The organism is Streptomyces sp. NRRL F-4489 (genome assembly GCF_001509485.1).
Lineage (GTDB): Bacteria > Actinomycetota > Actinomycetes > Streptomycetales > Streptomycetaceae > Streptomyces.
Genome location: NZ_LLZI01000221.1, coordinates 111,586 through 124,796, shown reverse-complemented (window position 1 = coordinate 124,796; position 13,211 = coordinate 111,586). Strand labels below are relative to the sequence as shown.

13 protein-coding genes and 1 pseudogene are annotated in these 13,211 nt (G+C 70.9%); 7 read left to right on the top strand and 7 right to left on the bottom strand.

Annotated elements, in window-relative coordinates:
- Positions 1-3: 3 nt before the first annotated feature.
- The 3 genes and pseudogenes from ADL22_RS16715 to ADL22_RS16705 all read right to left on the bottom strand — a co-directional run.
- Positions 4-213 (bottom strand): annotated as a pseudogene (locus ADL22_RS16715) (hypothetical protein); the annotation flags it as partial.
- Positions 214-383: 170 nt separating this feature from the next.
- Positions 384-1,313 carry an RNA polymerase sigma-70 factor gene (locus ADL22_RS16710; RefSeq protein ID WP_066979445.1) on the bottom strand — a complete coding sequence of 310 codons (930 nt, stop codon included), beginning with the start codon at positions 1,311-1,313 and terminating at the stop codon, positions 384-386.
- Between the two features lie 98 nt (positions 1,314-1,411).
- Entirely contained in the window at positions 1,412-1,885 is a 474-nt protein-coding gene (locus ADL22_RS16705; RefSeq protein ID WP_066979444.1) for a carboxymuconolactone decarboxylase family protein, read from the bottom strand.
- 298 nt (positions 1,886-2,183) lie between these two features.
- Between ADL22_RS16705 and ADL22_RS16700 the strand changes: the two genes are divergently transcribed.
- Entirely contained in the window at positions 2,184-2,717 is a 534-nt protein-coding gene (locus ADL22_RS16700; RefSeq protein ID WP_079064206.1) for a GNAT family N-acetyltransferase, read from the top strand.
- A 62-nt stretch (positions 2,718-2,779) separates the two neighbouring features.
- A complete protein-coding gene (locus ADL22_RS16695; protein ID WP_066979438.1) occupies positions 2,780-3,340 on the top strand; it encodes a cysteine hydrolase family protein in 561 nt (186 codons plus the stop codon).
- A gap of 58 nt (positions 3,341-3,398) precedes the next feature.
- Here the strand turns inward: ADL22_RS16695 and ADL22_RS35395 are convergent, their stop codons facing one another.
- The 3 genes from ADL22_RS35395 to ADL22_RS16685 form a co-directional block, all read right to left on the bottom strand.
- Complete coding sequence (locus tag ADL22_RS35395) at positions 3,399-3,602, bottom strand: hypothetical protein (protein ID WP_159048680.1); 204 nt, start codon at positions 3,600-3,602, stop codon at positions 3,399-3,401.
- A 29-nt stretch (positions 3,603-3,631) separates the two neighbouring features.
- Positions 3,632-4,189 carry an ArsR/SmtB family transcription factor gene (locus tag ADL22_RS16690; protein WP_066979435.1) on the bottom strand — a complete coding sequence of 186 codons (558 nt, stop codon included), beginning with the start codon at positions 4,187-4,189 and terminating at the stop codon, positions 3,632-3,634.
- Between the two features lie 100 nt (positions 4,190-4,289).
- Entirely contained in the window at positions 4,290-5,705 is a 1,416-nt protein-coding gene (locus tag ADL22_RS16685) for a histidine-type phosphatase (RefSeq protein ID WP_066979433.1), read from the bottom strand.
- A gap of 169 nt (positions 5,706-5,874) precedes the next feature.
- Here ADL22_RS16685 and ADL22_RS16680 point away from each other — a divergent pair, with 169 nt between their 5' ends.
- Complete coding sequence (locus ADL22_RS16680; protein ID WP_066979431.1) at positions 5,875-7,098, top strand: erythromycin esterase family protein; 1,224 nt, start codon at positions 5,875-5,877, stop codon at positions 7,096-7,098.
- Positions 7,099-7,149: 51 nt separating this feature from the next.
- Here ADL22_RS16680 and ADL22_RS16675 read toward each other — a convergent pair whose 3' ends face one another.
- Positions 7,150-7,881, bottom strand: a complete 732-nt coding sequence (locus tag ADL22_RS16675; RefSeq protein WP_066979428.1) for a TetR/AcrR family transcriptional regulator — start codon at positions 7,879-7,881, stop codon at positions 7,150-7,152.
- Positions 7,882-8,113: 232 nt separating this feature from the next.
- Here ADL22_RS16675 and ADL22_RS16670 point away from each other — a divergent pair, with 232 nt between their 5' ends.
- From ADL22_RS16670 to ADL22_RS16655, 4 genes are all read left to right on the top strand, one after another.
- Positions 8,114-8,554 (top strand): nitroreductase family deazaflavin-dependent oxidoreductase, encoded by a 441-nt coding sequence (locus ADL22_RS16670; RefSeq protein WP_066979424.1) that lies wholly within the window; start codon positions 8,114-8,116, stop codon positions 8,552-8,554.
- Between the two features lie 156 nt (positions 8,555-8,710).
- Positions 8,711-9,691: a phosphotransferase family protein gene (locus tag ADL22_RS16665; RefSeq protein WP_066979421.1), complete on the top strand. Its 981-nt coding sequence runs from the start codon at positions 8,711-8,713 to the stop codon at positions 9,689-9,691.
- Between the two features lie 77 nt (positions 9,692-9,768).
- Positions 9,769-11,424 (top strand): peptide-N4-asparagine amidase, encoded by a 1,656-nt coding sequence (locus ADL22_RS16660; protein WP_066979418.1) that lies wholly within the window; start codon positions 9,769-9,771, stop codon positions 11,422-11,424.
- 252 nt (positions 11,425-11,676) lie between these two features.
- Positions 11,677-13,173, top strand: coding sequence for a cellulase family glycosylhydrolase (locus tag ADL22_RS16655; protein ID WP_066979415.1), 1,497 nt, complete (start codon positions 11,677-11,679; stop codon positions 13,171-13,173).
- Positions 13,174-13,211: the final 38 nt, after the last annotated feature.

The window sequence follows — 13,211 nt, the reverse complement described above, 5'->3', positions numbered from 1 at the left end:
CCGTCAGCTCACCGCCCGCGTCACCAGCTCCGCGATACGTACCTCATCGCGGGCCGTCAGCTCGCCGGTCAGCGCGTACGCGGCCGGCCACATCGCGCCGCCGTCGTCCAGGTTGGCCTGGTCACTGAAGCCGAGCGTGGAGTAGCGGGCCTTGAACTTCGCGGAGCACTGGAAGAAGCAGACGATCTTGCCGTCCTTCGCGTACGCGGGCATGCTCATCGCCGCCTCCGTCTGTGCCTGTGCCTGTGCCTGTGCCGGTGTGGAACACGCCCGTGGGGAATGCCTTGATACTAGGGCGGCGCTGCCGGGGGCGACTTCTCGAAAACTGATCGATCGGGGACCACGATCCCGTGCCCTCCCTCCCCCTACTCCCCCTACTCCCCCTACCCCTCCCTCGACAGCCGGCGGGCCTGCCTCACCTCCCGGTCGACGGCCCAGGCATCGGCGACCGGCCCCATGTGGCCGAGCTTGTCGGGGTTGATCACCGTGCGAATGGTCTGGATCCGGCCGTCGAGCACGTCGAGGGCCATGATGTTGTGCACGTTGCCGTCCCGGTCGCGGAAGACGGCGCCGGGCTGGCCATTGATCTCCCGCGGCTCGCAGGTCATGGCGATCCGGGTCAGCCAGGGGAAGGCCGTACCCAGCAGCCGGGCCACCTTCTCCGCGCCCACCACGGCCCTGGCCAGCTGCGGTGCCTTGCCTCCGCCGTCCCCGACGAACTGCACATCGGCGGCCAGCAGATCCCGCAGCCCGCCGACATCACCGTCCTTGAGCGCCTCGAAGAACCGCGTCGCCAGTGCCTGCCGCTCCTGCCGGTCCGCTGCGAAGCGTGGCCGCCCGGCCTCCATATGCCGCCGCGCCCGCACCACCAGCTGGCGGCACGCCGCCTCCGACCGTCCCACCGCCGCGGCGATCTCGTCGAATCCGAACGCGAAGACCTCCCGCAGCACGAACGCCGCCCGCTCCAGCGGACTGAGCCGCTCCAGCAGCAGAAGCGCCGCCATGGACACCGAATCCGCCAACTCCACGGACCGGGCCGGGTCCTGATACGGATCGCTGAGCAGCGGTTCGGGGAACCAGGGGCCCACGTATTCCTCCCGCCGCACCCGCGCCGAACGCAACACATCGATCGCGATACGCGTCACCGTCGCCGACAGGAACGCCTTGGTCGACGCGGGCCGGGTCGCCGAGCCGTCGAACCGCAGCCAGGTCTCCTGCACCGCGTCCTCGGCCTCGCTCACACTGCCCAGGATCCGGTAGGCGATCGAGAACAACAGCGACCGCAGCTCCTCGAATTCCTCCACCTTGCTCACGCCGCATTCCTTCCCCGTAACCGGCACGTCAGAGTAGCGCCACGGGGGCCGGGACCCAGGCCCCGACCCCCTTGACCGGCTTGCCCGCCTACCGCTGCTCAGTGGGACTGGCCCGGCTCGTAGCCACCGGCCGGCTGCTGCGTGATGATGTTGAGCCGGTTCGCCGCGTTCATGAAGGAGACGAGGGCCACCAGGGCCGCAAGCTGCTCCTCGTCGTAGTGCTTGGCCGCGTTGGCCCACACCTCGTCACTGACACCGCCCGCGCCGTCCGCGATCCGGGTGCCCTGCTCGGCCAGTTCCAACGCGGCCCGCTCGGCCTCGGTGAAGACCGCGGCCTCCCGCCACGCCGCCACCAGGTGCAGCCGCACCGAGGTCTCGCCGGCAGCGGTGGCGTCCTTGGTGTGCATATCGATGCAGAAGGCGCAGCCGTTGATCTGGCTGACGCGCAGCGCCACCAACTCCTGTGTCGCGGCGGGCAGCACGGAGTCCTTGATCGCCTTGCCGGCCGCCATGAAGTGCTTGAGGAGCTTGCCTGCGGCCGGGAGGGCGAAGAAGTCCAGTCGCGCGTTCATGATGTGCTCCCTACTGATCGTGAGTGCCTACACCCCTTCAGACGAGGCAGCCCGGCCCCCTGTGACACGGACGGATGTGACCTGCGTCGCCTCAGCCTCGATCCACCGGTGTGCTAGCTGGGAGATGTGCTGCTGGAGCGCATGAGATGCCTCGTGACCTGTGATGAAAGGCTTGTCGAAGAATTCTTCACGCATGATCGGCGAGGCATCTCGTGGGTGACAGCAACTCGTGCCACTCCGGCGCCGGTAACCTATGCACGTGACGCTATCTGGCACCACATCAGGGGACCTTGAGGCTGTGGACGAATTCACCTATCGCGTGGCAGAGAGCGAGAGGGACAAGTCCGCCGTCATCAAGGGCGAGTTCGTCTCGGACACCGTCTTCGAAGTGGTCGGCTCCGGGAGCGGGTTCACCTTCCGGCCGGTCAAGCTGGACCAGCCGGTTCACAAGGTCTTTCCCGACGATGAGCCCGAGCGCGATGAGGTGTCGGAGGGCAATCGCCGGTTTGTCGCACTGGATCGTGATCGCGTGTGCGGCTATGTCGACACGGAGTACGAGCCCTGGAACCGTCGCCTGACCATTGCCGATATCGAGGTGGCGGGGCCGTACCAGGGCCGGGGAATCGGACGCACGCTGATGAGCCACGCCATCGACTGGGCCCGGGAACGCGGTGCCGGGCATGTCTGGCTGGAAGTGACGAACATCAACGCTCCGGCCATCCGCGTCTACCAGCGGATGGGTTTCATCTTCTGCGGCCTCGACACTTCTCTCTACAGCGGTACCAAGTCTGATGGGGAGACGGCGCTGTACATGAGCCTCTTCCTGGACTGATCCGCTGGCCAGCAGCGCGTCCGATCGCCCCAACTTCCGCCCCGACGTCCCCCGGAGACACCATGACCAGCGCACTTCTCGTGATGGACGTCCAGCAGGCCATCGTGGACATCGCCGGCGCCGACGCCGCGTACCTGTCCCGCGTGCGCCGGGCGATCGACGCGGCCCGGGCGGCGGACATGCCTGTCATCTACGTGGTCATCGGCTTCCGTCCCGGCTTCCCGGAAGTCGGTACGCGCAACAGGGCTCTGGCCGCCATCGCCCAGGCCGGCCTGTATGCCGAGGGCGCGCCAGGCACCGGGATCCACCCCGAAGTCGCGCCCCGGCCGGGCGATGTGGTGGTCACCAAGAGGCGGGCGAGCGCGTTCTCGGGCAGCGATCTCGACGTGCTGCTCAGAGCACGCGGTATCGACAGCCTCGTCCTCACCGGCATCGCCACCAGCGCCGTGGTGCTGTCCACCCTGTGCCAGGCGAACGACTTGGACTTCGGCCTCACCGTCCTGGCCGACGGCTGTCTGGACCTCGACCCGGAGGTGCACCGGGTCCTCACCGAGCGGCTGTTCCCGCAGTGGGCGGACGTCCTCACCGTCGATGACTGGGTGAGGACGATCGCGCCTCGGTAGCGGCTGGTTGGTGAGTGCGGCGCGGGTCAGCCGGCCGCTGGCCCATCAGCCGCGCCCGTCAGCCTCGGGTCAGCCGGCGGCTCTGCCATTCGACGGCGGCCACGGTCAGCGCCAGGCCCCACGCCGTACCGGCGAAGCGGCCCAAGTCGTCCACGTACGTCTGCTGCCCGTCCAAATACCTCTGCAGTGCGAGCGCGAAAAGTACGGCGCCCAGCGCGGCGAGCGCTATCGCCATGGGCCCGGAGGAACGGCTCTCGGACAAGTGATTCTCCCCTGTGTATCGGCCGGACGTCACCGCCCGGCGGCGGACATCATCACCAGCAGCGGCACGACCCGGTCGCCCGGAATCTCGTACCGGCCGCGGGCGGTGGTGTGCAGCCAGCCCGCGGCGGTCAGCTGCCGCAGATGGTGGTAGATCTGGCCGGTGGTGCCGGTGCCGTCGAGCTCGGTGAGTTCGGCGGCGGTGCAGCGACCGCCGAGGATCTCGCGCAGCAGCCGCAACCGCACCGGCTGGCCGAGCGCCGCGAACACCTCGGACGCGTCGGCCCAGTCACCCTCCAGTACGGTGTCGGTGGCCACGCCGTACTGCCACTCGTAGTGCAGCCCCACCGGCGTCCGTACGGCCCCGGTGAACAGCACTCCCCCGTTGGCCGCGCCCACCTCGGCGAGCTGGCCCTTCAGGCCGTGCAGGGCCCAGAGCGCATCGTCGGGGTCCCGTTCGGGTGCGGGCGAGGGCGCGGGGGCCGTCTCCTCGGCGGCCTCGGCACGCTCTTCGCCCGCGGCCCCGGCCGCCCGTTCCAGCGCGGCCAGCCGGCGCTCCAGCTCGGCCACCCGCCGTTCGAGATCCATGCCCGTAGATTACGTAATTACGTAATCACGAGCAAGCGGGGGCCGGGGCGCGGTCCATGACGGCGCCAGGGGGAAGCCACCCGGCCGGTCAGCCGCCCGGTCAGCCGCCCACCCGCCCGAAGCAGCGCTCCAGTTCGCGCAGGTCGTAGAAGTGGCTGTGCTTGGCGATGGGCCGGCAGCCCGCCTTGAAGGGGGTTTCCTTCTCGTTGTAGAGCATGCGGATGAGGTAGGTGTCGCCCTTGCGGTACATGTCCCATTGGATGTTGGTGGCCATCGGGGACACGGCCGCGCCGCGCCAGGGATTGCCGGCGTAGGTGTAGGGCGTGGCCGGCGCGGCCGCCTCGGTGCTGCCGGGCAGTCCCATCAGCGCGGCGAGCGGGATGATCTCTTCGGCGTGGGTGAAACGCAGTTCCGCGCCCAGGGTGCTGGTGCCGTCCCGCTTGGCCTCGGCCTGCCGGAAGAAGTCGTCGAGGAGGACGCCGGCCATGCGGTAGGTGATGTCGCTGCCGGCGAAGCTGGGCCCCTTCTTGTAGAACTCCTCCGCGTCGTTCAGATAGCCGAACCAGTCGGCGTCGCGGCGAGTGAGGTAGCGGTCCATGTGCCAGCCGCCGCCGCGCGGGCTTTCGTCGCGCATCGCCGGGGCGGTGCTGTAGAGGTCGTAGACGGCCCGGGCGGCGGTGACCTCGTTGCCGATGGAGCCGAACTCCCCCTTGGCCACGCGCTGTACGAACGCCGGCGTGAAGATCCTCGCCAGGATGTTCCGGGCGGCGGTGCGGGTGGCGGGCCGGTCGTCGAGGTTCTTGAGGGTGTCCGCCAGGCGCTGGTCGTGGGCGAGCCAGTCACGGTAGGCGGCGCCGCCGGCGGACTTGTGGAAGTAGAGCAGGTCCTTGTCGGTCCGTGCCTGGCCGATGTGCGGCTTGAGCGCCGGGTCCGCCTGGGCGAGGGCGTCGGTGAAGACCGTCCCGCTGTCCACGGCGCGTCCCTGGCCGGAGCTGACGACGTCGATGGATTCGCCGTCCTTGACGATGGTGTCGAACAACCGCGGCAGCCGCTGCGCCATCCGCAGGGCCGTACCGTGGAGTTCACGCTTGCCGCGTCCGCTGAGCTTGCCGTAGCCGGTCTGCCCCATGGCGGCGAGCAGGGCACGCACGTCAGGACCGAAGTCCCGCCCGAGTCGCGTCAGTTGACCGTCCTCCCGGGCCCGATCCCACAGTCGCAGGATCAGGTCGCCGTCCTCGCTGTCGGTCGCGGACCGGGAACCGTGCCGGGAGACGTTCTCGGTGAAGACCGGTACGAAACCCTCGGGCGCGGGTTCGTACGTCCGCGGGTCCTGCCGGGGCTCGTACGGCGTTTTGGTGCTGTAGGCGGTGGTGGTGGGGGCGCTCGCGTGGGCGCGTGCATGCGGTCCGTTCGCGGCCCGGGCGGGCGCGGAGGCGGCCATGGTCGCGGCCAGCACGACACTCACCGGCAGAGCGAGGGCGGAAGGGGTCCAGCGCTTGGGAGTTGTTCGTCGCATGGCCCCATAGTGTGCAGCGGAATTGAACGCCAGGTGTCGTTACGGGCCGGGCGGCCGGCGGTCGCGCCGACCACCGGCCCCCGATCGCCGATTTGAGACTTCGCGGCCCGCTGGGCGGCGCCGGCCTCCGCAACCTTCAACGAGTGCTTCAACGATACGATTGAGGCACATGAGCCAGGACATCGGAGGCTTCCTGCCTCCCTCATGCCATCTTTTTGCCCTGGGTGAACCAACCCATCAGGAACCGGCGTTCGGCCATCTCCGCAACGCGCTCTTCGCGCAACTGGCCGGCCTCGGCTTCCGGTCCATCGCCCTCGAAACGGACCGCGTGGCCGCGCTCCTCGTCGACGACTTCGTGCAGGGCGGAACCGGCGACCTCGACACCGTGTTGAGCGAGGGTTTCACCCACAACTTCGGAGAGCTGGAACCCAACAGGCAGTTGATCGCCTGGATGCGGCGGTACAACCGGAACCGCCCACCGCAGCAACGACTGGCCTTCCACGGCTTCGACGCGCCGACCGAGAACACCACCGCGCCCAGCCCGCGGCGCTGTCTCGAGTACGCCCGCGACTACCTGCGCCGCACCCCCGACCTCAGCTTCGCCCTCGACCTCGACCCCGACGGCGCCGGGCTCCGCGGCCTGCTCGGCGACGACGAACGCTGGCATCGCACGGAAGCGATCATGGACCCGGCCATGTCGATCGGCGCCACCGCGGAGGCCGGGAAACTGCGGGTGCTCGCCGATGACATGCTCACCCTGCTCCACGCCCGCGCACCGCTGCTGATCGCGGCCACCTCACGCGCCGAGTGGCGCAGGGCCAAGACGCACCTCACCGCCGGCATCGGCCTGCTCCGCTACCACAAGCAGGCCGCGCAGCCTGGCGAGCAGACCGCACGGGTGTGCCGCCTGCTCGCCACCCGGGACGCCCTCATGGCGGAGAACCTTCTCGACATCCGGAGCACGGAAGCGGACCGCGGCCCCACCCTGATCTTCGCCAACAACCTCCACCTCCAGCGCAACCCCAGCACATGGCGGATGGGAGACACAGACATCACCTGGTCCGGCGCCGGCTCCATCCTGGCCTCCCTGATGGGCAAGCACTACGCCTTCGTCGCCGGCAGCCTGGGACGCAGCCAGGCCCTCGACCTGCCGGAACCCGAACCGGACACGTACGAGGCCGCCATGCAACGCCGCTTCCCCGCCTGGGGCCTCACCGCGACCACCACCGTCCCGCCCGCCCGCACCCGGACCGACACCGCTCCATACCAGGGCTACTTCCCGCTCGACCAGGCAACGGTCGACGCGGCCGACGCCCTGCTGCACATCAACGACGGCGCGGCCACTACAGCCACCATCCAGGCCGAGGCCCACGCGCCGGACCCGGCCCCGTAAGGCCGGGGCGGAAGGTGGTGACGCCTTCGGGCAGGTCGCCGCCCTGGGGGCTCAGGCCCCCGGGGCGTCGCGGCCCGCGGCGTTCAAGCCGACGCTCTGGGCGAGTTGGCGGACGGCCTGCTCGAAGAAGGCGTTGCGGGCCTCGATGACCCGGTTGAACTGACCGAAGATCTCGAAGCTGAGCAGACCGAAGAGCTGGGCCCAGGCACCGACCAGGCGGGCCACTACGGTGGGCGGCAGCTCCACGCCCAACTGCGCGCCGAGGGACAGCGCGTCCGCCACGACGCTCTCGGGCAACGGTTCCGCGGGCTCCGTCACCAGCCCGGCGGCGTACGCGTCGCGGAGGACGCCGATGAGGGTGAGCGCGACGCGGGCGGCGGGCTCGGTGGTGGTGCGGGGTGCGTGGTAGCCGGGGACGGGTGAACCGTAGATCAGCGCGTATTCGTGCGGGTGGGCCAGGGCCCAGTCGCGTACGGCCGTGCAGATGGCGCACCACCGGCTGACAGCCTGTTCGGTGGTGGAGGGGGCGGGGCGGGCGTCGCGGGCCTGCTCGGCGGCCTGGCCGACCGCGTCGTAGGCGTCGACGATCAGGGCCGTGAGCAGCTCGTCACGGCTGGGGAAGTAGCGGTAGAGAGCGGACGAGGCCATGCCGAGTTCCCGTGCGACCGCGCGCAGCGAGAGCTTGGCGGCCCCTTCGGCGGCGAGCTGCTTCCGCGCCTCCGCCTTGATGGCCTCGGTGATTTCGCTGCGGGCTCGTTCCCTGGCTCCCCGGATCACTGTCATGAGAGCAGTGTGCCAGCGTCCGGAGCAGCGAACAAAAACGAGAGCAGTGCTCTTGCTTCGGAGCGGCGCCTGCGTGCACACTGGCCGCAAGCGTGAGCACTGCTCTCGTTACGGAACGTCGATCGCGGGAGGGGAGATCCCTCCCCCGCCGACGATCCGGCCAGTCTCAACTGCCCAAGCCCCCAAGACGTCAAGCCCCCCACACCCCAAGACCCGAGAAACCGAGGCCCGTATGTCCTACTACCTGAAGCCGCGCGGATTCGCCGCCCGGCTCAACGGAGCGATCGGCTGGCTCGCCCGCCGCGGTATCAGCCTCGCCGGCTCCGCCGACTTGGCCGTCCGCGGCCGGAAGAGCGGCGAATGGCGGCGGGTGCCGGTCAACCCCATGCCGTACGAGGGTGCCCACTACCTCGTCTCGACGCGCGGCGAATCGGAGTGGGTGCGCAATATGCGCGCGGCCGGCGGCGGTGAGCTGCGCGTCGGGCGGCGCACCCGGCCCTTCACCGCGGTCGAACTGCCGCCGGCCGAGACCCCGCACCTGCTGCGCGCGTACCTGGACCGGTGGGAGTGGGAGGTGAAGGCGTACTTCGGCGGCCTGACCGCCGGGTCCACGGACGAGGAGTTCCTCGCCGCGGCCCCTCGCCATCCCGTCTTCCGGATCACCGAGTCCTGAGCGCGACATCACCGAGTCCCGAGCGCGACGGGCTCGCGCGGCCGGGAGGCAGCGCCGCGAGGCAGCGCCCGGAGACCGCACCGGAACGCAGCACCGGAACGCAGCGCCGGGAAAACGCCGTGACGGTACGGCTTCCACCCCCTAGGGTCGGTTGCCATGCTTTCCCGTCCCTCCTCCGTCAGCGATGACGACGTCGCCGGCGCGGTCGCGGCGCACTGGTTGCCCGGCGTCGCCCAAGTCAGCGAGATCACCTACCTGCCGGTGGGATTCGGAGCCCATCACTGGCGGGCGGTCGCGGGCGGAATGGCCCTGTTCGTGACCCTGGACCAGTTGGCGCCGCGGCACACCGAGGCGTCGCTGGAGGCGGCCTACGCGGGAGCGGCCGCGCTGGCCGCCGCGGGCCTGGAGGCGGTGTGCCCGCCCCTGCCCACCCCGTCCGGGCGGTTCACCGTTCCCTTTCAGGGGGGTGCGCTCAGTGCGACGCCGTGGGTCGTGGGGCGGACGCCCACGGAGGAGGAGGCCGCCGAGCCCGGCCACGTCCGCCAGGTCGCCACCGCGCTCGCGGCCCTGCACGCGGCCGCGCCGCCGGACGGCCTGCGGCAATGGTCCCCACGGGTCGGCCCCGCCTTCGCCCAGGAGTTGGACCGCCGCACCGCCCAGCCCTGGACGTCCGGCCCCCTCGCGGAAGAGGCCAGGACGGCGATGGCCGCGCGCAGCGGGGCGGTCCATCGCTGGACGGCCCGGTACCACCAGTTGGCGCAACTCGCCGCCAGGCACCGCGACCGGTGGGTGGTGACCCACGGCGAACCGCACCACGCCAACCAGATCATCACCCCCGGCGGACTGCGGCTGGTCGACTGGGAGTCGCTGGCGCTCGCACCGCGCGAGCGCGACTACGCCGACCTGCTCGAAGCCGGCGCCGCCGATCCCGTACGACCCGATCCCGTACGGTCCGGTCCCGTACAGCACGTCCTCGTACGACCCGATCCGGCCATGGTGGAATTGTTCGCCCTCGACTGGCGGCTGTCCGAACTCGACGAATTCGCGCGCTGGTTCAGCTCTCCCCATACGGGTGCCGAGGACGACCACACGGCGCTGGCGGGACTGTACGAGGAGCTGGCGGAGGCGGACGCGTAGGCAGCGGGCCCCAGCCACCCCCACCCGACCGATCGCCCCCTGGTGCACAGCTCGCTGAAGCGCTTCACTCCTGTCCCATGAGACGAGTTCTGCTCACCCTGTGCGCCGCCGTCACCGGGCTGGTGCTGGCCGCGGTGCCGGCCGTGGAAGCCGCGGCCGCGCAGCCGCCCGCCGAGTTCGGGACCCAGTGGCACGATCCCGTCACCGCGGGACCGCCCGTATCCGTACCGGACACGCCTTCCTGCCGCGTAACGGTCGCCGATACCGAGTTCCGCGACTACACGCCCTACACAGGCACCTACCGCCCGCCCCAGGCATGCGGCCGGCATTGGAACAAGGTCGTACTCCGGCTCGAAGGTGCCGTCGCGGGGCGGCAGTTCGACAGGCTGGGCTATCTGCACATAGGCGGGGTGGAGGTCCTCCGCACGTCCACCCCCGAGCCCTCCCCCCAAGGCATCACCTGGAAAGTCGAGAAGGACGTCACCCGCTACGCCGCCACGCTCCACGAGCAGCAGCCCGTCGAGATGCTCATCGGCAACACCGTCGACGGCACCTACACCGGCGTCATCAAGGTCAAGGTCACACTGACCTTCTACACCGCGCAGGGCAGGGCGAAGGAGGCCGCCGTCCCCGACAAGGTCCTCACCCTGCAGAACGCGCACAGCCAAGACGGCGCGTACGAGGGCCAGTTGACGACTCCGCGGAACAGTGAGCGCATCGTGGCCGAGGTGTACGCCACCGGTTCGGGCGGCGGCTGCGAGGAGTTCTGGTACCTGACGGTGCCGGACGGCGTGCCGTACTCCTGCCGGGCCAAGGACGGCCCGTACCGCGAGGTGCGGGTATCGGTGGACGGCAAACTCGCCGGTATCGCCGCGCCGTATCCGACGGTGTGGACCGGCGGCTGGTCCAACCCGTTCCTGTGGTACGTGATCCCCGGGCCGCGGGCCTTCGATGTGCGGCCGGTGGAATACGACCTCACCCCCTTCGCCGGGCTGCTCAACGACGGGCGCCCGCACCGGATCGCGGTATCGGTCACCGGTCTGCCCGCGGGCCAGGCAGGCTGGAGCACCCCCACCAACGTCCTCGTCTGGCAGGACGCCAAGGCCAGGCAGGTCACCGGCGGGCTCCTCACGGACCAGGCAGGCGACCTCGTCAACAAGACCGCGTACGAGCCCGGTTCCGAGCGCCGGCTGACGGCGAGCGGCGGGCACCGGCTCACCGTGTCCGGCTACCTCGACACCTCGCACGGCCGCGTCACCACGACCGTCACCCGCACGCTGACCGCGCACTCCACCCACCGCTGGAACGCCGACGAAACCACCGACGCGCTCCAGGCACGCTGGAACGATGACGAAACGGTGGTGACGGCGCACGGCCCCGGCGCCGCCGGCCTCAGCGACAGGCACCCGGCCCCCACCACCACCCGCGCCCACCGCACCTACACCATGGACGGCGCGACGACCGTCGATTCCGCCAACCGGCTGCGCACGACCATGACCATGGGCGACCGCGCGGACACCACCACCCTGCGGGGCACCCGGCCGACCGACCGGTCACGGCTGGACGATACGTACACCGGCGACGCCTCCTACAACCAGAACGTGCCCCGCGAGCAGCGGCACGCCACGGGCGTCTCGCGCGAGCGCTACCGCTTGTACGGGCCGGGCTCCCGCTACGACCGGACGCTGGCCACGGCCCAGGGCGAGCTGACGGAGGACAGGTACGGCTGCTGAGTGCGGCGAACGGGGCGGTGGCCGGGCCGGGGCCCGTTCCCGGACCTTCTCGTTCACACGCCTTCCTTCCGCGGCGTGCGTACCGCAGAATCCGGCGGTGGAACCGGCCGGCCGGCGGATCGGCCGGCCGCCGAGCCCCTGCCCACGGGAGGTTGGACGGTTATGCCACCGGACCCGCGCGTTCACCGACGTCCGCACCCGCTCCCGCGTTCCCGGGCGCGTCCGGCTCCGCGCCCGTTCCGCCGCCGTGCCGTGACGGCTCTCGCGCTGGCCGCGACTGTGCTGTGCGCCGTACCGGCGGCCGCGGCCTCCGGGCCCGCGCCGGGGGCGAAGGCGCCGGCGCGGGTGGCCGACCGGGACGGGCGGGCCGGTGCCTGGCCCGTCCCTACCGGCACCGTCACCGCGCCCGACGGCCGTACGCTCTTCACCGACCGCCACGGCCGGGTCCTGCGGCTGCGCGGCCTCAACCTCGGCAAGACCGACACCGTCACCGAGCGGCATCTCGCCGAAATGGCCGATGACGGCTTCGACTTGATGCGTTTGAACATCCAATGGGAGAAGGTGGAACCGCGCCGCGGTCACTACGACACCGGCTATCTGCGCTACCTCGACCGCGTCCTGTCGTGGGCCGACCGCCACCGGGTCCTGGTCCTGATCGACTGGCACCAGGACGTCTTCGGCCCGGCGTTCGGACACAACGGCATCCCCGCCTGGGCCACCCGCACCGACGGGCTGCCGTTCGAGCCCAACCCCGATGACTGGTTCGCCGACTACTTCCAGCCCGCCGTCCAGGCCGCCTTCACCCACCTCTACGACGATCCCGACCTGCGCGCCGCCCAGACCGCCGTGTACCGGAAGGTCGCCACGGCGCTGCGCGGACACCGCTCCCTGCTCGGCTACGACCTGTTCAACGAGCCCTCCGGACCGATCCCCGGCGACCCGGCGAACCCCGAGGACCAGATCGCCGCCTCCGCCGCCCTGGAACGCGGCCGGCTGGCAGGCATGTACCGGCGGCTCATCACGGCCGTCCGGTCCGCCGACCCGGATGCCTGGCTCTTGGTCGAGCCAACGGTCCTGGTCGGGCAGGGCGTTCCCACCCGCCTGCCCGGCTTCCACGACCCGCGGCCCGGCGCCGCCCGCCTGGGCTACGCGCCGCACTACTACGACACCGCCGTCGAATCCGGCGCCGACTGGGACCCGTCCAACCACTTCATCGAACGCTATGAGGCCGCCATCGGCCCGTACCCCACCGCGCACCGGCTGCCGGTACTGGTCGGCGAATGGGGCCCGCCCCAGGCCACCACCCCCGGAAACGCGGAGTTGTTCCGCCGCCAAGTCACCTCGATGGACCACTTCGCCACGGGCTGGGCCCTCTGGTACGACTGCCGCGCCAAGAACGGCGGCGGCTACTGCGCGTACGACCCGAACGGCGACCCGGCGCCGGGCAAGGAACCCGCCTTCACCCCGCACGCCCCCGCGGTGGCCGGCCTCCCCGGCACCGAGTCCTACGCCCCCGCCACCAGGACGTACGCCCTCACCTTGACCGCCGACCGCACCACCCGCCACGCCTGGACACTGCTGACCCTGCCCGGCACCGCCTTCCCGCACGGCGCGCGGATAACGGTGACTGGGGCAGGCGGCCCGGCCCGAGTCGTCGTAACGGAGGCGGGCGGCGCGCGCCAGGCAAGACTGCTGCTCCCGTCGGCCCGGCCAGGCTCCACGGTACGGGTGACAGCGACCGCCCGCTGACGGGCGCCTGGCCGCCGGCGGGTTACCGGCCCGCTAGT